This window comes from Streptomyces sp. NPDC023838 (genome assembly GCF_040639555.1).
GTDB lineage: Bacteria > Actinomycetota > Actinomycetes > Streptomycetales > Streptomycetaceae > Streptomyces.
Window position 1 is genome coordinate 59,139 of record NZ_JBFAAD010000002.1, and the last position, 20,960, is coordinate 80,098.

Genomic DNA, 20,960 nt, shown 5'->3' on the forward strand with positions numbered 1-20,960 from the left:
CCCTGCCTGATCCGTACCTGATCCGTACCTGATCGGTGTTCTGATCCTTGTCTGATCCGTGTTTGATCCGTCCTCGACCCCCGGTTCCCGATTCGGCGCCGCACCTGGAACAGCCGGGGCTTCCGGGCGGCTCAAAAATCGCATTGCCCGTTGATCGAAAGGCTGTCAGGATCGTACGCATGATGACTCGAAAGGAGGCCTCACGATCCTACGGTGATCGCTGATGGCCCATTCCGTTCCACCTCAGCCGCTGACCCCCGAGTGGATCAGCACCCACTTCGACTCCCTGCCGTTCTCGGCCCGAATGCCCGCCCTCGCGCGTTACGCGCGAACACTGGCCCCGGACGCGTACGCCACCCTGCACCGCGCGCTCGACGCCGGTGACCAGGACGAACGGCACACCGGACTCTTCCTCGCCGTCGCGCGCCGCGACCTCGACACCGTGGCCGCCGCCCTTGGCGACCCCGTGCTGCGCCGCCGGGCGCTCGCCGCGGCCATCCGGCTGCCGGTGCCGGAAGAGCCGCTCGCCGCCCTCGCGCTGTGCGAAATCCGCGCGGTGCGCCACTCCGTGTACCGCGTACTGCGGCTCAGCCGCCGCCACGCCCTCGCCGACCGGCTCCTCCCCGAGGTGGACGAACGCCACGGCGCCCAGGAGGTGGCCGAGCTGCTCGTCGCCTGCTCGCCCGGGACGGTCGGCCGCTGGCTGCCTCGCACTGACGTCCCGCCGGGGGTGCTGGCCACCCTCGCCCGTACCGCGCCTGCCGCCGTCGCCGCCTTGCTGATCAAGGAATACGGCGAACGGGCCGAAGGGCCGTACGCCTACCGCTATGCGCAGGGCAGGACGTTCGTCGCCACCGTCGTCGCCGAACGCGACCCGGAGGCAGGTCTGTCGTTGCTGCGCGAGGCGCCCCGGCTCATCGGGGAACGCGCGGCCGTCGCTCTCCTGCGACGCCCCGCCGAACTCCTCGACGTCCTACGGGGCCTCCGCGTCCCACTCCGGCCTGTCCCGCTGGGCGGGGAGGCGGAGCCCTTCGAACTGGCCATACCACCAGGCCCCTTGGGCCGGTCGACCGTCGCAGCGCTCCGCGCCCTCCCCGAGCCCGACCTCACCGAACTGGCCACCCGCTGCCGTGCCACGGGCGGCCACCTGCGGGCACCGGGACGACAGGAGGTGGCCGCCGACCCCCTGCTCGCACTGCTGCCCCCGGCCGTACGGCGGCGGCTCGTCGCCGAACGGGCAGGCGGCGACAGCGGACACCGGGTCCCACTCACCGCCCTCGCCGCCCTGGAACCGGCCGACCGCGCCGAGTTCAGTGACGCACGCCTGGAGCGCTGGAAGCGACGCCCGGTCCATCTCCTCGCGGTGGCCGTCGGCCTGCCTCTCGCGGACGCCGAACCGATCCTGCGCGAACAGGCCTCCCACCACCGGATACACCAGCGCGTGTTCGCCTGGCCCGCGCTGCTGGCCTGCGCCGAACTCAAGGGCGACCCGGACGAGTTCGCCCGTATCGCCCTCAGCTGCGAACGGGCCTGGCACGACCAGGAAGAGGTACGGCGCTACACGCTGCAACAACTCGCGGGCACTGCACCGCGGCTGCTCGCCGCTGTGCCCGAAGAGGTCCTCCGGGACGCCACGCTGACCGCCGTCCAGTCCCGCGACTCCAAGGCGGAGACGCTCGCCGCCGCCGCGTCGCTGCTGCGTCGCGCGGCGGAGAGCGCCGCCGCACGCGGCGACGGGAGGCGCGCGGCGACCGCGGCCCAGCTTCTCTGCCAGGTCGTCACCGATCCGCGTCACCGTGGCTCGGGCTCGGGCTCGGGCTCGGGCTCGGGCTCGGGCTCGGTCCCGGTCTCGGGCTCGTACCGTCCGCTGCGGGTTGATCTGCCGATGGCACGGCATATCTGGGCGACGGCGTCGCCGTTTGGCCTGGCTGGTACCTCCGGTACCTCTGGCCGGTCTGGTATGTCTGACCCGTCTGGACCGGCCGTCGCCGAAGACCCCGCTCTGCGGATCGCCCTGGCCGAGCTGCTCGCGTCGCACCTCACCGAACTGCCGGACGCCGACGCCCTGATGCGCCGTACCGCGCTCACGGACGACGACCCCCGGACCGCCGCCCGCGCGGCCGCCGTGTGGGTGACCCCGGCCGGTGTCCGGGAAGACCGCTGTGCCCAACTGATCGCGGCAGATCCGTCATTCGTCGCCGTACCCGAAGTGCTGACGACGATCACCGAGCGGCGCACTGATCTGCTCCGCCCGGTCCTCGCAGCCGCGGGGGCGGCCGATGGGCGGGGGCTGCGGGGGAGGGTCCGGCCGCGAGGCGGCGCATGGGCGCCCCGGCCGAGAGCCGGAGTAACCGGTCGCTGGCGGCCGACGGAACGCCAAGCCTGGTACGAAGTACTGGCGACGGCCGCCACCGACGAGCGCGCGCCCATGCGGGTACGCGCCGACGCGGCGACTCACCTCCGCTCACCGGCCCACCTCCACCTCCTCGCCGAGCGCGCGCCCCAGCCGGTCGCGGCCGCCGCGCTCGCCGCGCTCGGTGAGACCGGCCCGGTCACGCCGGAGCTCCTGACCACGCTGCTGCGGCACGCCGGAACAGGCGGCGTGCGCGGCCGCGCGGCAGTCGCCTCCCTGCGGCGCCTCCTGGCCGAGACACCCGACGGTGAAGCGGTCGCTCTGCTCACTCCCCTTCTCAACTCCCCGTCGTCCCCGGTTGGTTCCCGTAAGGAGGCGGCCCGTACGCTCGGGGTTCTGGGTGGGGAGGGCGCAGGCGCGGCGCTGCTCGCGGCGTGGGACCAACCACACCAGCACCGGGACGTACGGGCCGCGATCGCCCCCTTCCTGCTGCGACTCGCGGACCGGGACGACATCGCCCGCCGGCTGCTGGAGGGCGCGCGCGAACCGGCCATCCGGGACGCGGTCATCACGCGGTCCGTGACGTCCGCCCTGTACATCGCGTTCCTCGCGCGCGTGGTCCGCGAAGGCGACGACGACAGCGCCGCCGCGGCCTGCGTCACTCTGGCCGGGCGGATCGTGGGCGGGAGCCCCGCCATGCGGGACGCGGCCCGCGCCCTGGGCGAGGCGGCAGTGGCGGCGGGACGGCCGTGGGAGGTCTGGCATGCGGCGATTTCGGCAGTTGCGGGAATGACCTCAACGGTGGGAATGACCTCAACAATCGAGGGTGTCACGGTCGCTGGGGAGCCGGAGGATTCCGCCGTCGCTGAGGTGGCTGAGGTGGCTGAGGTGGCTGAGGCCGCTGAGGCCGCTGAGGTGGCTGCCGTCTCTGAGGTCGCGATGGCGCGCCCGTCGAGTGATGTTCTGGGGGACGTGCTCAGCATCCTCGTAGACAGGGCGACGGCGAGCTCAAGCGCAGTGCACGTGAGGCGAGACGCCCTGCGACGGCTCGAAGGATGCGCGAACGCGGTCAGTTCGCGTTACGGCTCGTACGTGGAAGTGGGCCGCGCCGACGCCATGGCGACGGCCCTGGAGGCCGCCGGGCTCCTACGTCAAGCCGCGCGCCTCGCGCTCGACGCGGCCTGGGCCGCGCTCCGACGTGACGACCCCGCGCCGGACAGGTGGGCGAAGGCGCTCCGGCTGATCGAAGAGAACCCCGCCCGGCTGCCCGACCTGAGCGGGTTCAGCCTCGGAGCCGCACCCGTACGCCATGCCGAGACCACGCTCCGTACTGCCCGTACGCTGCGCGAACGCGGCACGCCGCCGGCCGGACTCCTGGCGGTGGCCCTCGTACAGGCGTCAGGAGGGCGTACGGGTTGGGACGCGGCATGGCGTACCGAATTGTCCGCACTCCGCCACCATGCCGACCCGGATACGGCGATGGCGGCGCTGTTGACCGAGCCTGTCGGGGGCGTGTGAGGGCAGCGGGGTCGGGCTGAACCGGGGCATCAGGGTGCGCGCCGGGCGCGGGCGGCGCCGCGAGCGCGGCTCAGGGCGGCGCTCAGGCCGGCTCAGGACGGTCGTACGGCCATCGCGTCCAAGGCCTCCAGGAGCCCCGGCAACTTGAGCCCGCGCCCCACCGGCACCACCTCGCCCGGCTCGTCGTCCAGCAGTACGAACGCGATGTCGTCGGTCCTGGCGACGATCGACCACCCAGGACCGTCGGCCCGCAACATACGCGCCCCGCCCGGCGCGAAACTCGACCGCACACGCCCGAGCGGGGGAGGGGAGTCGAGGTACTGCCGTACCTCGTCGAGAACTCGCTCCACGCGCGCGTCGAGAGTCGTGGGGGCGGGGGCGGGGGCGGGGGCGGGGGCCGGGGCCGGGCCAGGGTCGGCGTCGGCGGAGGAGTCAGCCACGGCTGCCTCCTCCGGGGTCTCCACAGCCCCCGGCCCGGCAGTGCCCTGCGGCCCGCCGTCCTCGGTCTCGGTCTCGTCCTCGTCGTCGGCTATCTGTCCGCGCCACGCCGCCCACTGCAGAGCGACTTCATCGGCGCCGAGGCGTCGTTGCGGGGAGCCCCACACGCTCGTGTCGGGCGGCGAGAGCGGCGGCCGCATCGTGCCGTCTTCGTCCGGCTCCGACTCGGGGTCGTGCGGCGGGGCCACTCCTGGCGCGGCGACGGCGAGTTCCAGCGGCCAGCCGGGCAGCGCGGCCACCACCGTACGCTCGTCCGGCGACAAGTCGTACTCCATCCCGCAGTCCCACGACGCGATCGCCACCGCGACCAGCGAGACGTCGTCGACGATCACGGTCCATCGGGCGCCGTTCCCGTCCTGGCCGAGGACCAGGCCGTAGCCACCCGGGTACGGTTCGAGGCCGAGGGCCGCGCACGCCTCCGGGAAGTCGTCACCGAGCACGCTGGGGAACTGCGCGGGCGTGAGCAACACCGCCGTGAGCACATACAGCGCGTCGTCGTCGACCGCGTGGTCATCGACCGCGTCGGCCGCGGCTGTGGCGGTCGCTGCCTCGTCCGTCCCGGTCACGGAACCCTCCCCTTCGGATCGCTCGTCGGCGCACCATAACCACTGGGTAACCCGATCGTCGAGGGTTTGCGGCGGCGGAGGGCCGGCTTGGCAGCGACGGGACCGGCAAGTCGAGAGCCCGGGCTCGCGGGCGAACGGCAAGATCAGGCGAGATAGGAGGGGATGGGACGAGATCACGTGGAATCAGCCCAGATCGCGCGTCCTGCCCTTCCCCCCCCGGCCGGTCCGTACGCGGTCAGGCGACCGGCAGCCCCATCAGCGAACGCGCGACCGCCTGCGGCGACTCGTCGCGCTCCCGCGCCAGCGCGATGAGCGCCCGACACGCCAGCTCCCGTACCCCGAAGGACATCGCCTCCGGCGACACCCATCCGACCGCCTCGTCGAGTGCCTCCTGGTCGTCCTCCGCGCAGGCCGCGACATAGGTGGCGGCGGACTCGAAGATGTTGTGCTGCCGCGCGGGTTCACGCCGTTCCGGCTTCCGGAATCTGCCGAACATGCGAAACATTCGGACCGCCTTCCCTGCGGGTGCGTTCACCAGGTGCGAATCAAAATGCCTTTCTCAAGCTAGAGTTGACAACCTGGTGACAGATAGGGGTCGGAACGGGCCGATTGACGTGAACCGCCGATCTGACCGCCCGAGGCGAACCGCCGGTGAGTGCCGTGAACGGCTCACGAACGAGCCGAACCGTGCGACCCCCTCGCGCCGGTCACACGGGGTTTGACTCGCTAGACCTTGCGGCGCTGGTTGGCCGTGCCGGGCATGTCAGATGTGCCGGGCGTGTCAGGTGTGCCGGCCGTGTCAGGTGTGCCGGCCGTTCGAGATGTGCCAGACGTGTCAGGTGTGTCGGTGGCCTCGCCCGGCGCGGGTGAACCAAGCGACCGGAGCGTGGCACGCAGCCACTTCAACTCCGCCGCACTGGTGGCCCGGGCCACGGTGAGAATCCCCTGGCGGAACGGGTCATCCAACTCCTCTGCGCTGAGCGGCCGTTCGCCTTCGTAGAAGAAGCTCGCGGGTTCCTCCAGGAAGCGCAGCCGTCGCCGCAGCACCTCCGCCTGTCGGGCGGGCTCGGGCAGATGCCGCAGAAACGCGAGCAGCGTGAACCAACGGTTCTCGTCCGTGATCTCGACCTGCTCGGGTTCGGCGAGCCGCCGCACCAGCTCCGCCCTGCCCTCGGTGGTGAGTGTGAGCATGTGGCGAGGCGCCGCCACCGCTCCGGGCTGCGTCTCCCGAGCCAGCAGCCCCGCCTTCTCCAGCCGCTTGATCGCCGGGTAGAGCGTGCTCTCGGCAACAGGACGTACGTGTCCGGTCAGCGCGGTGATCCGTTTGCGCAGCTCATAGCCGTGCAGCGGCGCTTCGTACAGGAATCCCAGGATGGCGAGCTCAAGCATGCTCGCATTCTGCCTCATGACCGCAGTACATCGGTGTCGTAGTACCTCGACAACGATGTATAGTCGCCACACCGAAGTAGGTGCATGGCAGCGCCAAGCGCCTGGCAGGCACAAGCGGAACGGGGACGGAACGTGCGACACACGGCATTCGACAAGCAGGGCAGCCAGATCCGCTGGACCGAGTCGGAGGGCCTGCCCGAGGCATCCCGATTGAACGCCGACCGACTGGAGGCGGGGCTGGGGCGCGACGAACGCGTCGGGGAAGCGGACCTGCCGCCACTCGTGTACGTCCACGGGCTCGGCTCGGCATCAACCGTCTACCACGCCCACGTCGCCGCCCACCCCCGCCTCGCCGTGCGCAGGCAACTGTTCGTAGACCTGCCCGGCCACGGCATCAGCGACCGCCCGGCCGACTTCGGCTACAGCCTTGAAGAGCACGCGGACGCCCTCGCCGCCGCCCTCGACGCGGCGGGCGCCACCGGCGCCGACATAGCCGGGCACAGCATGGGCGGCGCCGTCGCCATCGTGCTCGCCGCCCGTCGTCCCGACCTCGTGTCGCGACTCGTCCTCACCGAGGCCAACCTCGACCCCCACCCCACCCCGGCGGCCGGGAGCAGCGGCATCGCCACCTACACCGAGGACGACTTCGTCCACGGTGGCGGCTTCGCGGCCGTCCTCGACCGCATCGGCCCGGTGTGGGCGGCGACGATGAGGCTCGCCGACCCACTCGCACTGCACCGCACCGCCCTCGGCCTGGTACGCGGCACCCAGCCCACCATGCGCCACCTCCTCATGGGCTTGCCGATCGACCGCACCTACCTGGTAGGCGACGTCGACAACGACCTCTCCGGCCGCGAGGAACTGACCGCCTCGGGCGTCCACATCGAGGTCGTCCCGAACGCCGGCCACAACATCATGTTCGACAACCCCCAGGCCTTCATCAACGCGGTTGCAGGCAACAGCAGTAGCTCTACAACGAGCCACCGTCAGCCCTGACCATCGTCGCTCTGACCACCGTCAGCCCGGGCCACCGCCAGCGCTGGCCACCGCCAGTCCTTGGCCAACGTCAGCCCTGGCCAACGTCAGCCCTGACCGGAGGTGCCGGGGCGGAGACGCTAGCGGGGGCGGGTGGGCCGGGACCGGCTGGTGGACGGCCTGGAGCCAAGTAGGGAGGTGAAGGGGGTAGGGCTAGAGCCGGCGGGGCTGGGCGAGACGCGGCGACGAGGCGATCGAACCGCAGACGCACACCTGGGGCTTGGGGCCCCGCCCCCCTCCCCCCATCACCCCTCCCGCACCGCAACCGCAAGAAAGCGCGCATCCTCGTCCGCGTACGACACCATCCGCCAGCCCGCCCCCGCGAGCAGTGGTCGCAGCTGCGGTTCCGCTCGGAGGTCGTCCGGTGTGATCTGCCGCCCCTGCCGCGCGGCGAGGGCCGCGCGTCCGATGGGGTGGAAGAGCGCCAGCTTCCCTCCCGGTCGCACCACCCGCGCCAACTCCCGCAGATTCACCTTCGGTTCCGGCAGGTGTGAGATCAGGCCCGCCCCGAACACCGCGTCGAACGCGCCAGTCCTCAGCGGCAGCCTGGCAACGTCACCCAGTGCCAGCCAACCGACCCGGTCCCGCCCGGCCCGTACCGCTGCTTCCAGCATCTCCGGCGTCAGATCGACGCCGAGCACCGCGCCACCGGGCCCCACGGCCTCTCGGAGTAGCGGGAGCGCGCGGCCCGTGCCGCACCCGGCGTCGAGTACGGCCGCTCCCGGTTGCAGCCCCAGCTCGGCGACCGCCGCCGCGTACGCCGGCCCGTCGTCCGGAAAGCGGCTCTCCCAATCCGCTGCCCGAGCGCCGAAGAATTCCTGAACGTGCATGTGATCATCGGCCATCTGACCATGATCCCTCACAGGCTCGAACAGTCCGCCTCTGACTCGTCTGGCTGAAACAAGTCGTCGGTGCGCACGTTCGAACGCGGCACGATCGTTCAGGGGTCTAGTTGTGTCAATTTTCAACAGCTTTCGGACTGCGCCCCTGGCCTGCGCCCCCGCCCGGACTACCGTCCCGGGGCCATGGGACACCTGGACCACGCCGCCTTCGGCTGGCTGACACCCGTGCTGTCGTACGCGATGGCCTGCATCGGCGCCGCCCTCGGCTTGTGCTGCACCGTGAGGGCGCTCTCGGCGAGCGGCCGCTCCCGCCGCAACTGGCTTGTCACGGCAGCGTCCGCGATCGGCACGGGCATCTGGACGATGCACTTCGTAGCCATGCTCGGCTTCGCCGTCACCGGCACGGACATTCACTACAACGTGCCACTCACCCTCCTCAGTCTGCTCGTCGCGATGCTCGTCGTGGGTGCAGGAGTCTTCGCTGTCGGCTACGGCAAGGATCGCCCCCGGGCCCTACTGCTGGGCGGCCTCACCACCGGCCTTGGCGTCGCCAGCATGCACTTCCTCGGCATGGCGGCCCTGCGACTGCACGGCCAGATCCACTACGACCCCGCGCTCGTAGGTCTCTCGGTGCTGATCGCGGTCGTCGCGGCCACCGCTGCCCTCTGGGCCGGGCTCAACATCAAGTCGCCCGCCGCTGTCGCCGTCGCAGCCCTGGTCATGGGTGCGGCCGTGAGCAGCATGCACTACACGGGCATGATCGCCGTGAGTGTGCACGTCACCCCGTCCGGCGCGGATCTGCCCGGAGCGACGGCCATGCAGTTCATCTTCCCCCTCGCTGTCGGTCTCGGCTCCTACCTCTTCATCACCTCCGCCTTCGTCGCCCTCTCACCCACCGCCGGCGAGCGCAGCGCCTACCGCTCCGCAGAACTCACCAACGTCGACGCGCCCGCGTCCCTGGATTCCCCGCGTGACGCGATCGCCCCCTGATCGCGTTCGCGCCTCTGGCCCCGTCCAGCCCTCGCCCATCCACTTTCCACAACGACCGCCCATGGTCCGAAGTTCCGGTCGCAGAACAGCCGTTCCCGGATTTTTTGCAGAACCGTTCCCGTAAGCGAGGCGATCCGTGCGCACACCCAGCAAGGCCCCGGGCGCCGACCCCCGGCCGCTTCCTCCGTCCTCCACACCCGCCCGCGGCCGACGCGCGCACGCCGGCCCGCCCGCTGCCGAGGATCACTCCGCGGGGGAAGCCCGGAGCGATGGGGCGGAGGCGTATGAGCGAGCGGTCCGTGCTCGCATGCAATCAAGGGAGTCAAGGGAGTCAAGGGAGTCAAGGGAGGCAGGGGAGCCAAGGGAGGCGAGAGAGGCAAGGAAGGCAGGAGAGTCAGGGGAGCGTGGCGGGTCAGGGACGCGCGGGTGGTTTCGCCCGACGACCGTTCGAGCCAAGATCGTGTCCCTGCTGATGGTTCCGGTCGTCTCGCTGATCGCCCTCTGGGGATTCGCCACCGTCACGACCGCGCAGGACGTCTCGGAACTGCGCCAGCTGCGCCGTGTCGACGAGCAGGTGCGTACGCCGCTGGCCGCAGCGATTACCGAGCTCCAGGTCGAACGACGCTTCGCAGTAAGGTATTTGGCCAGCCCGGCTGACGACCGGGCCGCCGCCTTCACACAGCAGGCCAAGCGCACCGAGGGCGCGATCGCTCAGCTCCGCCTCGGGGACAAGAACACAGTCGCCGACGACGGCGACCTCCCGGGCGGCACGGCCGACCGGCTGCGGCAGTTCGTGTCCCGCGCACAACAGCTGCCTGCGCTGCGGGCGGATGTCCTCGGTCGCAAGTCGGGCTGGGACGGCGCCTACCGGCAGTACACCGACACCATCGCTCTCGCCTTCGACGCGACCGGCGCGCTCACCGCTATCAAAGACGGCGCCCTCGGCTCCGACGTGCGTGTGATCCACGAGTTCAGCCGGGCGGCGGAGATGCTCGCACGTGAGGATGCCCTGCTCAGCTCGGCCCAGCTCGCGCGCACGTTCACCTTTGCCCATCACACCGCGTTCGCCGGTGCTGTCGACTCGCGCCGTACCCTCACCGACGCCGCCACGGCTGACTTGAGCAGTGCGGAACGCGCCGCCTGGCGCACTCTGAGCGAAGAGCCCGCGTACACCGCCCTGCGTGCCGCCGAGGACAAGGTGCTGATCGCGACGCCCGGACGCGATGCGGCCCAGACCGTACCGGAGACCTCGTGGGACGACGCGCTCGCCACCGTTCAGAAGGGCATGCGTGACATCGAGTCCGGCGCCACGCGTGACCTCGTCGGCCGCGCCGATCCGTTTGCCCGCGGCCTGCTCACCCCAGCCGGGGCGGCCGTCCTGCTCGGGCTGGTGGCTGTGGCTGCCTCCCTGGTCATCTCCGTCCGGATCGGCCGCGGTCTCGTCGTCGAGCTGGTCAGCCTCCGCAACACGGCCCTGGAGATAGCCCGGCGCAAACTCCCTGCCGCCATGGGGCGATTGAGGGCGGGCGAGGGCCTCGACGTCGAGGCCGAAGCGCCCCGGGGTCCGGCCTCCGAGGACGAGATCGGGCAGGTCGGGGAGGCCCTCGGTACCGTCCACCGGGCCGCTATGGCGGCCGCCGTGGAACGCGCCGAACTCGCCAGCGGCATCTCGGGGGTCTTCGTCAACCTCGCCCGTCGCAGCCAAGTCCTCGTGCACCGGCAGCTCAACCTGCTCGACAGCATGGAGCGCCGTGCCGAAGACCCGGGGGAGCTGGGCGACCTGTTCCGCCTCGATCACCTCACCACCCGGATGCGCCGCCACGCGGAGAGCCTGATCATCCTTTCCGGAGCCGCCCCCGGGCGCGCCTGGAGCGTGCCCGTTCCGCTCACCAGCGTCGTACGGGCGGCGGTGGCCGAAGTCGAGGACTACGCGCGCGTAGAGGTGCGCCACCTGGATGAGGCGGCGGTCACTGGAGGCGCCGTCGCCGACCTCACCCATCTACTGGCCGAACTCGTCGAGAACGCAGCCCAGTTCTCGCCGCCCCACACCAAGGTGCACGTCAGCGGTGAGCCGGTCGGCAACGGCTACGCCCTGGAGATCGAGGACCGGGGCCTGGGCATGGGTAAAGAGAGCCTCGAAGAGGCAAACCACCGGATCGAGCACTCCGAAGCCGTCCACCTCTTCGACACCGACCGCCTCGGCCTCTTCGTGGTCAGCCGGCTCGCCGCGCGGCACGGCGTCAAGGTCCAGCTGCGCACCTCGCCGTACGGCGGCACCACTGCCGTCGTCCTTCTGCCCACGGCGCTGCTGGACAGCGCGACCACCGCCGTGGCGCGACAGGCAACGCGGCCGGGGGCAGACACCGGGCGGATACCGCTTGCCAGGTCCGGCGCCGAGCACGACGACCGAGTGCCCACCGCCGCGCAGAGGGAACGAGGCAGACCACTCGCCCCGGCGCCGGGCCCGCGGCCCGACCGGGCAGACGCCGCTCGACCCGAGTACCCCAGGACGACCCCCTCCACCGCGCCGACCGCGGTACGCCCCGCCCTCGTCACCCAGCCCGGCACTCCATCCACGCGCGCGATGACCGCGCCCGCGTCGGTGCCCACGACACCGCCCGATGTCCCCGCGCCACCGCCCAGCATCGCCACGCTGCGTCAGCGGGCGCGGACTGTTGCTCCCGGCAGTGCCCACGGCGACGGACTCCCGCGCCGCGTACGGCAGGCGAGCCTCGCCCCCCAACTGCGCGAAGCTCCCTCCGAGGAACCTCCGGCAGGACGAAGCCGCGGACACGCGGACCCCGGAGCTGGTCCGTGACCGCATGACCGCGTACATGGGCGGCTGGGCTCGCGGCGACGCCTCCCGTCGCGACGCTTCCCACGGGGCTGTCTCCCGTGCCGAGAGGGCCGCTGGTGCCACCTCTCGCCCCCCTGTGGCCGGTGCTGACAGCGATCGCACCGCCACCGGAACCTCCGCCGCCGAAGAAGCCTTCGGCGACGACCACACGAGCGAAGGAGATCACGCATGATCGACCACCAGAGGCTCGACTCCCCGCTCCGAGCCGGGGAAGTCGACTGGCTGCTCGACGACCTGGTCCTGCGGGTCGGAGAGGTGCGGCACGCGGTCGTCCTGTCCAACGACGGGCTGGCCGTCGGCGCGTCCAACGGCCTCAGCCGCGAGGACGCCGAGCATCTCGCGGCCGTCGCCTCGGGGTTCCACAGTCTCGCCAAAGGAGCGGGCCGCCACTTCCACACCGGAGGTGTGCGACAGACGATGGTCGAGATGGACGACGGTTTCCTCTTCGTCGCCGCGGCGGGCGACGGCTCCTGCCTCGCCGTGCTGAGCGCCCTCACCTCGGACATCGGGCTCATCGCCTACGAGATGGCCCGCCTCGTCAGGCGCGTGGGCGAGCATCTGCACACCCCGCCCCGGCACACCATGCGGCCCACGGCCGCCGGTTGACCGGACGACGAGGGACGTCACACCCCATGACCGAGCACGAGGAGGCCGCTCCGGGCCCGGCGGGAAGCCGCTGGTACGACGCCGACGCGGGCCCGCTCGTCCGCCCCTACGCCATGACGGGCGGCCGCACCGAGCCGGCCGCCGGTGGTATCCGGCTCGACTTCATCGCCCTGGTCTCGATGGCCGCCGACGCGCCGGACCCGGCCGAGGAGTCGCTGCTGGGTCCCGAACACCGGTCGCTGCTGGCCTTGTGCCGAACGGAGACACAGTCGGTCGCCGAGTTGGCCGCCGACGCCGATCTGCCCGTCGGGGTCGTCCGCGTCCTCATTGGGGACCTCCTCGAAGCCGGCCGCATCAGCGTGCACCGGCCCGTACCGCCCGCGCAGTTGCCCGACGAGAAGATCCTGAGAGAAGTGATCGATGGCCTCCGAGCACTCTGACCCCACGTCCGCCCTCGCGCTGAAAATACTGGTCGCGGGCGGATTCGGCGTCGGCAAGACCACCCTGGTCGGCGCCGTGAGCGAGATCCGGCCCCTGCGCACCGAAGAAATACTGAGCGAGGCGGGCGAGTGCGTCGACGACACCGATGGCGTCGACCACAAGACGACCACCACGGTGGCCATGGACTTCGGCCGCATCACCATCCGGTCAGGTCTGTCGCTCTATCTGTTCGGCACCCCCGGGCAGGACCGCTTCTGGTTCCTGTGGGACGAGCTGTCGCAGGGCGCGCTTGGCGCGCTCGTCCTGGCCGACACCCGGCGTCTGGAGGACTGCTTCCCCGCCGTCGACTACTTCGAGCACCGCCGCATTCCGTTCGTCGTCGCCGTCAACTGCTTCGCGGGCTCGCGCGCCTACGGCGCCCACGAGGTCTCCCAGGCCCTCGACCTCGACCAGGGCACCCCCGTCGTGCTGTGCGACGCCCGCGACCGCGACTCCGGAAAGGAGGTCCTGATCCGCCTCGTCGAGTACGCCGGGCGCGTGCACACCGCCCGGCTGCTCGACTCGGTCGGGTGAGCGATGCCGTTACCGCCGGGAACCCCTGCTTGCCCCCACGCGAACCATGGGTAAGGCTTGCCGCAGACCTGGGGGAAAACGGGGAACACATGAGCGGGGTGAGGCTGTAATGGCACTGAACAAGGAACTCGACTGGCTGCTCGACGACCTGACCAAGCGGGTCGAACACGTGCGGCACGCCATCGTCCTGTCCAACGACGGTCTGGTCACTGGCGCCAGCGCTGATCTGCCCCGCGAGGACGCCGAACACCTCGCCGCGGTGTCCTCGGGGCTGCACAGCCTGGCCAAGGGCTCCGGCCGCCACTTCCGGGCCGGCCGGGTGCGGCAGACGATGGTCGAGTTCGACGAAGCAGTTCTCTTCGTCACGGCGGCGGGCGACGGGAGTTGCCTGTGCGTGCTGGGCACGGCCGACGCCGACATCGGCCAGATCGCGTACGAGATGACGCTGCTGGTCAATCGTGTCGGTGAGCACCTCGGCGTCGCGGCCCGTCGCCCCGGGCCCCCGGTTCCGGGCCTCTGAGCAGCGGTTCTTCGGCAAGGGCGGCCCGGCTCACGAAAGTTATCCACAGGTCCAGCGGGATGTCCGCACGGAGGGTTACGGTCGTCACCGAGAGTATTCGCAACTCACGGGGGAGGACCTCATGACCACCACGACCACGGCCGAAGTGGGCGGAAAGACAGTCGCCTTGGGCCGGGCTGCCCAACAACTGGAGCTGAAGCGCGGTGAATTCGATCTGGCTGTGCAGCTCGGCCTTGTCCGCACCGTGCGGGAAGACCTGAACGCGCGCCCACGGGTGGCACAGGAAGAGATCGAGCGCATCCGCTCGGCCGAGGGCTTCCCGGAAGTCCTGCGCGAACGAGTCCGTGTGGTGGGCACGGCGGAGGCATCGCAGCTGCTCGCCGTTCCCGCCCACCGATTCACGCGGCTCGCCCGCGGCGGCCACTTCACGCCGGTCAAGTGCTACCTCAACCGCTACAGGGCCGTTGTCTGGCTCTACCTCGCCGAGGAGCTGACCGATCTGGCTCTCCGGCATCCGCAGCTGCTCAACGACCGGCAGCTGCCGAAGGAGACGCTGGCCCGGCTGGGCGCGGGCGAGGACCGGCGCCCGCGCAACTGGCGCGGCCGCCGCGCAGCCATGCTGCTGCAGCAGACCGAGGATCCGTGGGAGCGAGCCGCAGGCATCGCCTCCGCACTCGACGCCGCACATCTGGCAGAGGTGGTGACGGACCCGTACGAGCGGGCGTATCTGACCCGGCTCCGACCCGAAACCGTCCGGGTCGGCCCGGATTCGCCCGCCGCCCGGGAGATCATCGAGCGGCTGCAACTGGCCCAGGACCCGGACGAGGTCCTGTGGTACCGCATGGATCTCGCACAGCACCTGAGCCTCGCCCGCTCGACCCGCCCGGCGCCACGGCCGATGTGGGAGCGACCCGTGATCGATGCGGCCGCCACCACGCGCCCGGCCCATGTGCCTGCGCCGGCCGCTTCTTCCGGGACGCTGGAACTCAAGCGGAGCGAACTCCTGCAGAGGGAACCCAAGGAGAGTGGACGTGAGCCGGCCGGGGTTGGGTCGGTCGGAGCTCGGTCGGCCTGGGGCGAGCCAGCCGGGGGCCGGCCGGTGGAGGCGAGGGCCGGTCACGGAAGGCTGAGGCGAGGCCTGGCACGCCTTCGGCGACCCCGGACGGCCGCCCGCTCGACGACCACCGCGCCCTGAACTCGGCGGCAGCGATGACAGAGACAGGACTCCTCAGCAGGATCAGGGCCGCGGTCGGATCAGCCCTGCACCGACTGCTGCGCGGCGGCCGGAGGCCGAGGCCGCCCTCGCCGCCCGCGTCCGCGCCTGCGTGTGCGGTCCCGCTGCGGCCACACCAGTACGTACGTCGTGGAGATCACCACGAACGCGAGACGTATCAAGCCCCGTGCCGAATCGTCCGGGACGACGAAGACGCTGCCGTACAGGGCGATCAGCGCGAGCCAGCTCCACCACGGCACCAGCCGGCGCTGACCGATCACGTCCCAAAGGAGTGTGCCCAACAGGACGGACGCCGTGTAGTACGTGTAGACGCTCGGGTCGAGGACGATGCGGGCGTTGGCGCCGAGCAGCACCACGGCGGTCCAGCGTTTGCGCCAGACCGCGATGCCGCCGAGCGCCAGGCTCAGCGCGGCCTGGGCGGGCCGGTCCCAGCCGGGGGTCTCGGCATCGCCGACGCCCAGCCAGCGCAGTGCGGAGGCGGGCTGGTTGGGTATCGCGAACCCGGTGGCGGCGAAGCTGTCCGCGTTGCCGATGAAGAACGGCAACCAGGCCAGGGCGACGAGTCCCGTGCACCACAGCCCTGCCCGCAGCCAGGACTGTCTGGGCAGCGCGAAGAGCAGCATGGCGAAGCCCAGCGCGGTCGGCTTGGAGTCGATGGCCAGGGCGAGCCAGATGCCCGTTCCCGCCGCGTTGCCGCGGGTGACCGCCCGTACGGCGAGGGTCGTGAAGAACAGCGCGAGCACATCGTCGAGGTGGCCGAAACGGACCGAGACCTCGATCCACATCGGGATGAAGGCCAGTCCCGCGATGAGGACGCGCTGGCGCAGCCGCTGGTGGTTGGTGCCCGTGCCCAGGAAGTGCCAGGCGGCGCTGCGGCCGACCAGCACCACGATCACCAGGCCGAGCACCGACATCAGCGCCGCAGCGAGGAACTGCCCGGTCGAGTCGGGGAACGGGTTGAACAGCCCGGCGGTCAGAAAGCTGACCGGCCCCATCTGCAGCTCGGGATGGTGGGCGTACAAGTTGAGACCGCCGGTGCCGTCGCCGGACGGCCCCTGGTAGATCAGTTCCCCGCCGGTGCGCAGGTAGTGCCAGGAGAAACCGCCGTTCGGCTCCACCACGGCGAACCACAGAGCGGTCCAGGCGGTGAGCAGGACGAGGTGCATCCGCTGACTGATGGCCGGCACGTGTGTTCAACTCCTGTTTCCCCGCCGGGTACGTCGACAGCTCGCAGGGGCCTGCGGAGCCCGGCAGGGAAGACGGTAGTCCGGTGCGACTCGTTCATCGGGGCACGCCGGTGTGCTTCCCCCCACACCCGAAGGGTGACGAATGGGTCAGCCCACACTGATCACCTTGGCGACACTCGGTACACCGTCCGCATTCAGGGCGAACAGCAGGTACGTACCCGGGAGTGCGACTCCGGGATCGTTCGGGATGGAGATCTCGTAGGAGCCTTCGCCGGCCTGTCGGAATGTCAGCGGTACTCGACGCTGGTCGTTGTCGGTGGAGTGGGTGACGGCCCCGGAGCGGACCAGGGCGAACGCGCTGACGGGCGACCCGGTGGAGACCGCCAGCGTCGAGCCCAGCGCCACATGGCTCGGTGGGGTGCTGGTGATGACAGGGCGGGTCCGCTCGCTGCCGTCCGGATTCAGAAGGTAGGGAGGAGTGAAGATCGCCCCGTCCAGGTGGTTGGTCGCGCAGTCCCCGCAGAGCCCGCCGCCACCCGAGAAGATCCGTCCGTCGGGCAGCAGGTTGGCGGTGCTGTGGTAGTTGCGGGGCACCGCCATGGTGGCGAGTGGCGTGAAGCGGCCGGTGGCCGGGTCCCAGATCTCCGGAGTCATCACCGACTTGGCGTCGCTGAAGGGAACCGGGGTCTCCTGGCCTCCGAAGACCACGACCTTTCCGTCAGGCAGCACAATGCTGTTGCTGAACGCGCGGGCGGCGGCCATGTCGCCGGTGCGGGTGGCCGTGGGCCGGCTGCCGTCGTTGAGGTCGACCGTGTAGGCGCGGCGGGTGGCAGGGGCGTTCTCGTAGGCGGGCGCGCCGCCGAGGGTGAGCAGCTTGCCGATGTCGTACGAGACGGCGTTGCCGTTCATGGCGCCCTGGCTGTCGGCCCGCGTGCCGGCCGGGGTGATGCTGCCGTCGCCGTCGGTGGTGATCCAGTTCATCTGCTTGCTGGGGCCGAGTTGGAGGACACGTCCCTCGGAGGTGGCGTGCAGCCACATGTGGTTGTCGGCCCGGTAGGCGCCGCGGGGATCCGCGGTCATGGCGCTCGCGACGGGCACGCCCGGAAGCCTGCGCCAGGTGTGGGTCGTGGCCGACCACACTTCACCGTCCCGGGCGCTGTCCCCGCTGCTCCAGGACCCGCCGAGGACGAACGCGTCACCGCTGGAGAGCAGCGTCATCGCCTGGTAGCCGCGGGCGATGTTCATGTCCGTCGTCGAGGACCAGGTGTCGGTGCGGGGGTCATAGATGCTGGCGCGGGACGCGTTGCTGCCGCCGGTCACCAGCACCCGTCCGTCGGCGAGCCTGGCGATGCCGGGGCAGAACATGTCGTGGCCGGTGTTGTCGACGCGGCGCTGGGTCACCCGGCCGGTGGTGAGGTCCATGATGGCGGTCTGGGTGTAGCCGTTGCTGCCGCCGTACCGGTCGACGGCGTACGCCGACCACGCCAGCAGCTTGTTGCCGGGCAGGACGGCCGTGGCGACCGGTACCAGGGGGAATCCGGTGACCGGACCCCAGGAGCCGAACCGGGAGGGGTCGCTCGGTCCACTGAGCCGGATCTCGGCGGCGGAGCTCCAGAGTCCACGCTGGCCTGCCTCGCTGAGGGCGACGAGTCGTACGTACCGGGCGGAGACGGCGCGGGTGAAGGTGGCGGTCTTCACGGTCGCGTCGTCCTTCCAGTGGCCGCTCGCCACGGGCGCGCCGAACGAGACGCCGTCGAGACTGGTGGAGATGGCATACGTGCCGATGCGGCCGTTCACACCGGTCTGGCGCGGCTGATAGGTGAGCGCCGAGACAGCGGTCGTTTGGTGCATGTCGATGACGAGGGCGTGCGGGAGGCGCACGGTCTTCGGTGACCATCTGCTGTGCCAGAGGGTGGCGGGATCACCGTCCAGGACGTTGGCGGCGCGGCCGTTCGTCTGGGCCGTCTCCTCATCGGTCGCGGAGACCGTCCAACCGTCGACCGGAAGGAAGGCGGTGGACGGGGCCGGTAGGGCGGGGTCACCCAGGAGGTGGACGGCAGCTCGGGAGGCGAGGGCCGTGGGCGAGGAGCTGGAGGATATTCGCTCTGTTCCGGCGGCCCAGCCGTTGCGGCCACCGGCCGCTGCCGTTGCCGAGAGACGTATGTAACGGGCCCCCTGGGCGGCGAAGTTGAGGGTCTTGGCGGTGGAGTCGTCGGCCAGGGTTCCGGTGGCGACGGGTTTGGGCCAGTGCCGCCCGTCCGTACTGAGACGGATGGCGTACTCGGTGAGGCGGCTGCCGCCGGTCCTGCGCGGTTGGTAGACGAGCGCCGAGACGATGTCGGTCCGGTGCATGTCGATGGTGAGGGAAGTGCCGCTGGCCGCGACACTCCAGCCGGACTCGGTCAGGAGGGGTGCGGTGGGGCGCATGGCGTCGGCGGGTGCCACTCCGTGGTGGGGAGACATCGGAGACGCGTTGGGGTCGACCACGGGGGGAGTGGGGGGTCGGCCGGCGACCGCGTCGCTGGGGGTGACCAGTGGCAGGAGCGCGGCGGTCGTCGTCGCTGTCGCGAGGAGGACGAGAGCACGTGGTCGGAGGCGGGTGAGACGGAACGACGTACGCGAGAACCTGAATGTCACGCGGGCCCCTGGCTGAGTAGTGGTGGTGGCAATGTTCCGGCTGAAACTAGGTCATGTGGATGTCATGTCAAGGCGAGCGGCTGAAATTGGCCCGGACTCGGACAAGTCCCCGCGCAGGAGCGGCGGGCCCCCGCGACGTGGGGGTGCGCGTTGGCGGGGGTCAGATCGCCGCCTCGACCTCCAGATAGCGGTGGCGGCGCGCGCCCCGGTATTCCAGCGCCTCCCAGCCCCAGGGCCGCAGCGCGTCCGCGCACCGGCGCAGCGCCTCGGGTTCCTCCTGGGCGGCGCCGCTCCCGGCCGGGCCCAGCCACTCCACGCGGACGACGCCGGGCTGGTCGGCCGGGCCAACGCGGTAGCCCGTCGTGGTCCGCTGTCCGGCGGCGTCCACGGCCGACGGCGTGATGCCCGCGGCCTCCAGCGTCAGGGCGACCGCGCGCACCATCTGGTTCCGCTCCCAGGTGGCGGGCGCGGAGAGCGGGTCGGGGTGCCCGGCGTTCATCAGGCGCCGGATCTGCCGCAGCCCCTCGAAGGCGACCCGGACCGCGGCCGCGCGTTGGGCGGGCGGTTCGGTCGATGCCGGCCCGTCGCCCGTCGCCGCCTCGAAAGCCGCTGCCGCGGGCCGCTCGTCGCGCTGGTGGGGAGGCGTCACAGTGATCCCTTCTCCGGGTGCCGGAGGGTAAGTGTCGCCGACCTGGCGGGGTGCGTGATGCGACGCGCACTTAGGCGTACGGGGCCCGCGCGGGTGTGCTGGCGTGGGAGTGCTCGCCGCGCTCGCGGTGGGTGCCGGGGCGGTCGCTGCCTCGCGGCTCCGGTCCGGTCAGTCGACGTGGCCCGGGCGCAGGCCGTTCAGTTTGTCGGGGTTGACCTGGAGGTGTAGCCGGTGGATGCGGCCGTCCAGCAGGTCGAAGCTGAGCGTGCCGAGCGGGTGGCCGCCCACGCTGAAGAGCACGCCCTCTTCGCCGTTGAGGGACGCGGGCCGGGCCTCCAGGGCTTCGAGGCCGGGCTTGGCGAGGACGCCGAGCATCCACCGCGCCACATGGTCGGACGTGTGCACCGGCCGGCGGGCGGCGGTGACCTTGCCGCCGCCGTCCGACCAGGCGGTCACGTCGGGGGCGAGCAGCTCCATCACGGCGTTGAGGTCGCCGCCCTGGCAGGCGGCGATGAAACGGCGGGTCACCAAGGAGCGCTGCTCGGCGTCGGTGTCGTAGCGGGGGCGACGCGCCTGGACGTGTTCCCGTGCCCGGTGAGCGATCTGACGGATCGTCGGCTCGGACCGTTCGAGGACCTCGGCGATCTCCGCGTGGCTATAGCCGAAGACCTCGCGAAGCAGGAACACGGCCCGCTCGACGGGGCTGAGGGTTTCCAGGACGACCAGCATCGCCATGGAGACGGTGTCGGCCAACTCCGCCTCCTCGGCGATGTCCGGGGTGGTGAGCCAGGGCTCGGGCAGCCAGGGGCCGACGTACGCCTCGCGGGTGACGGCGGCCGAAGTGAGCCGGTTCAGGGCGAGGTTGGTGACGGTGCGTACGAGATACGCCTTGGCGTGCCGGACCCCGCCGCGGTCGATCTGGGACCACTTGAGCCACGCGTCCTGGAGGATGTCCTCGGCGTCGCTGACGCTGCCGAGCATGCGATAGGCGGTGGCGAACAGCAGCCGCCGGTGCTCGGTGAACGGGTCGGGGGCGGCGTCTTCGGCGGTCGTACGGATCACGGC

16 protein-coding genes and 1 pseudogene are annotated in these 20,960 nt (G+C 71.3%); 9 read left to right on the plus strand and 8 right to left on the minus strand.

Annotation, left to right across the window (positions count from 1 at the left end):
* Positions 1 to 223: 223 nt before the first annotated feature.
* The gene (locus AB0G17_RS02510) at positions 224 to 3,871 is read left to right on the plus strand and encodes a hypothetical protein (protein WP_361374682.1); all 3,648 of its coding nucleotides are present in this window, start codon (positions 224 to 226) and stop codon (positions 3,869 to 3,871) included.
* 92 nt (positions 3,872 to 3,963) lie between these two features.
* Here AB0G17_RS02510 and AB0G17_RS02515 read toward each other — a convergent pair whose 3' ends face one another.
* The 3 genes from AB0G17_RS02515 to AB0G17_RS02525 form a co-directional block, all read right to left on the minus strand.
* Positions 3,964 to 4,857, minus strand: a complete 894-nt coding sequence (locus AB0G17_RS02515) for a hypothetical protein (protein ID WP_361375313.1) — start codon at positions 4,855 to 4,857, stop codon at positions 3,964 to 3,966.
* 313 nt (positions 4,858 to 5,170) lie between these two features.
* Complete coding sequence (locus AB0G17_RS02520) at positions 5,171 to 5,431, minus strand: hypothetical protein (protein ID WP_361374684.1); 261 nt, start codon at positions 5,429 to 5,431, stop codon at positions 5,171 to 5,173.
* Positions 5,432 to 5,661: 230 nt separating this feature from the next.
* On the minus strand, positions 5,662 to 6,324 hold the full coding sequence (locus AB0G17_RS02525; protein WP_361374686.1) for a PadR family transcriptional regulator: 663 nt from the start codon (positions 6,322 to 6,324) through the stop codon (positions 5,662 to 5,664).
* A gap of 132 nt (positions 6,325 to 6,456) precedes the next feature.
* Between AB0G17_RS02525 and AB0G17_RS02530 the strand changes: the two genes are divergently transcribed.
* Positions 6,457 to 7,320: an alpha/beta hydrolase gene (locus AB0G17_RS02530; RefSeq protein WP_361374688.1), complete on the plus strand. Its 864-nt coding sequence runs from the start codon at positions 6,457 to 6,459 to the stop codon at positions 7,318 to 7,320.
* 284 nt (positions 7,321 to 7,604) lie between these two features.
* Here the strand turns inward: AB0G17_RS02530 and AB0G17_RS02535 are convergent, their stop codons facing one another.
* A complete protein-coding gene (locus tag AB0G17_RS02535) occupies positions 7,605 to 8,204 on the minus strand; it encodes a class I SAM-dependent methyltransferase (RefSeq protein ID WP_361374690.1) in 600 nt (199 codons plus the stop codon).
* 180 nt (positions 8,205 to 8,384) lie between these two features.
* On the opposite strand from AB0G17_RS02535, the gene AB0G17_RS02540 reads away from it, so the two are divergent.
* The 7 genes and pseudogenes from AB0G17_RS02540 (at position 8,385) to AB0G17_RS02570 (ending at position 15,383) form a co-directional block, all read left to right on the plus strand.
* Entirely contained in the window at positions 8,385 to 9,191 is an 807-nt protein-coding gene (locus AB0G17_RS02540) for an MHYT domain-containing protein (protein ID WP_361374692.1), read from the plus strand.
* A gap of 472 nt (positions 9,192 to 9,663) precedes the next feature.
* Positions 9,664 to 12,220, plus strand: a pseudogene (locus AB0G17_RS02545) (nitrate- and nitrite sensing domain-containing protein).
* Positions 12,217 to 12,654: a roadblock/LC7 domain-containing protein gene (locus AB0G17_RS02550; RefSeq protein WP_361374694.1), complete on the plus strand. Its 438-nt coding sequence runs from the start codon at positions 12,217 to 12,219 to the stop codon at positions 12,652 to 12,654. Before AB0G17_RS02545 ends, AB0G17_RS02550 begins: the two are co-directional and overlap by 4 nt.
* A 26-nt stretch (positions 12,655 to 12,680) precedes the next feature.
* The gene (locus AB0G17_RS02555; protein WP_361374696.1) at positions 12,681 to 13,094 is read left to right on the plus strand and encodes a DUF742 domain-containing protein; all 414 of its coding nucleotides are present in this window, start codon (positions 12,681 to 12,683) and stop codon (positions 13,092 to 13,094) included.
* Positions 13,075 to 13,668, plus strand: a complete 594-nt coding sequence (locus AB0G17_RS02560; RefSeq protein WP_361374698.1) for an ATP/GTP-binding protein — start codon at positions 13,075 to 13,077, stop codon at positions 13,666 to 13,668. Before AB0G17_RS02555 ends, AB0G17_RS02560 begins: the two co-directional genes overlap by 20 nt.
* Positions 13,669 to 13,777: 109 nt before the next feature.
* On the plus strand, positions 13,778 to 14,188 hold the full coding sequence (locus tag AB0G17_RS02565; protein ID WP_361374700.1) for a roadblock/LC7 domain-containing protein: 411 nt from the start codon (positions 13,778 to 13,780) through the stop codon (positions 14,186 to 14,188).
* 121 nt (positions 14,189 to 14,309) lie between these two features.
* Complete coding sequence (locus AB0G17_RS02570) at positions 14,310 to 15,383, plus strand: DUF6397 family protein (protein WP_361374702.1); 1,074 nt, start codon at positions 14,310 to 14,312, stop codon at positions 15,381 to 15,383.
* A 59-nt stretch (positions 15,384 to 15,442) separates the two neighbouring features.
* On the opposite strand, the gene AB0G17_RS02575 is transcribed toward AB0G17_RS02570, so the two are convergent.
* The 4 genes from AB0G17_RS02575 to sigJ form a co-directional block, all read right to left on the minus strand.
* Positions 15,443 to 16,588 carry a hypothetical protein gene (locus tag AB0G17_RS02575; RefSeq protein ID WP_361375315.1) on the minus strand — a complete coding sequence of 382 codons (1,146 nt, stop codon included), beginning with the start codon at positions 16,586 to 16,588 and terminating at the stop codon, positions 15,443 to 15,445.
* A gap of 168 nt (positions 16,589 to 16,756) precedes the next feature.
* On the minus strand, positions 16,757 to 19,072 hold the full coding sequence (locus AB0G17_RS02580) for a discoidin domain-containing protein (RefSeq protein ID WP_361374704.1): 2,316 nt from the start codon (positions 19,070 to 19,072) through the stop codon (positions 16,757 to 16,759).
* A 334-nt stretch (positions 19,073 to 19,406) separates the two neighbouring features.
* Complete coding sequence (locus AB0G17_RS02585; RefSeq protein WP_361374706.1) at positions 19,407 to 19,895, minus strand: hypothetical protein; 489 nt, start codon at positions 19,893 to 19,895, stop codon at positions 19,407 to 19,409.
* 168 nt (positions 19,896 to 20,063) lie between these two features.
* Positions 20,064 to 20,876 carry an RNA polymerase sigma factor SigJ gene (sigJ, locus tag AB0G17_RS02590; RefSeq protein ID WP_361375317.1) on the minus strand — a complete coding sequence of 271 codons (813 nt, stop codon included), beginning with the start codon at positions 20,874 to 20,876 and terminating at the stop codon, positions 20,064 to 20,066.
* Positions 20,877 to 20,960 lie beyond the last annotated feature (84 nt).